Source organism: Streptomyces coffeae, from assembly GCF_016741875.1.
In the GTDB taxonomy this organism is placed as follows: domain Bacteria; phylum Actinomycetota; class Actinomycetes; order Streptomycetales; family Streptomycetaceae; genus Streptomyces; species Streptomyces coffeae.
Window position 1 is genome coordinate 1 of record NZ_JAERRF010000142.1, and the last position, 1000, is coordinate 1000.

A 1000-nucleotide genomic window follows, 5' to 3' on the forward strand; every position below is an offset into this window, starting at 1 on the left:
CGGGTCCGGGCGGCTGGACGGCGCATGGCTGCTTGTCGCGCCGACCGGTGAGGACCGGGCCGAGTGGGTGCGTGACGCGCTGGCCCGGAACGGTGCGGACGTGCACGTCGTGCACGTGGACCCGGAAGCCGTCGACTGGGCGGAGCAGCTGAGCGGGCTGCCCGCTCTTCACGGAGTCGTCTCGCTGCTGGGACTCACCGCGGGTATCGCGGCCACGATTGGTCTGCTGCGGGTGCTCGGTGATGCGGATGTGCAGGCGCCGTTGTGGTGTGTGACGTCGGGTGCGGTGTCGGCTGGCGCGGATGACGCCGTCGCCGGGTTCGAGCAGTCGATGCTGTGGGGTCTGGGCCGGGTGGCCGCGTTGGAGCACCCCGACCGCTGGGGCGGCCTGGTCGACCTGTCCGATACACAGGACGACACGACCGGTGATCTGCTGGCCTCGGTGCTTGCCGGGACGAGCGGCGAGGACCAGGTCGCGCTGCGCGGCAACGAGATCCTCGGCCGCAGGCTGCTGCCCGCGCCGCTGGGCAAGGCGTCCGGGGCAGGTTGGTCGCCGCGCGGGACGGTCCTGGTCACCGGCGGTACCGGTGCGCTCGGTGCGCACGTCGCCAGGTGGCTGGTGGCGAAGGGTGCCGAGCACCTGCTGCTGACCAGCAGGCGTGGGCTGGAAGCCGACGGTGCGGAGGAGCTGCGTACGGAGCTGACCGCGCTCGGTGCCCGCGTCACGATCGCGGCCTGTGACGCCGCCGATCGGGACGCGCTGGCCGACGTACTCGCCGCCGTGCCCGCTGAGTCCCCGCTCACCGCGGTCGTGCACGCGGCCGGTGTCGAGCGCTCGGCCATTCTCGCCGACCTCGACCCGGGCGAGCTTGCCGGTGTGCTGTCGGCCAAGGTCGACGGTGCAAGGAACCTGCACGAGTTGCTGGGCGAAACGCCATTGGACGCGTTCGTCCTGTTCTCGTCGATCGCCGGTGTGTGGGGCAGCGGTGGCCAGGGCGCG

1 protein-coding gene is annotated in these 1000 nt (G+C 72.4%); it reads left to right on the forward strand.

Translation table 11 applies throughout. The annotated features are described in order from the left end of the window. On the forward strand, positions 1–1000 hold a 1000-nt coding region (locus JK363_RS41365; protein WP_201883481.1), incomplete at both ends, for a beta-ketoacyl reductase.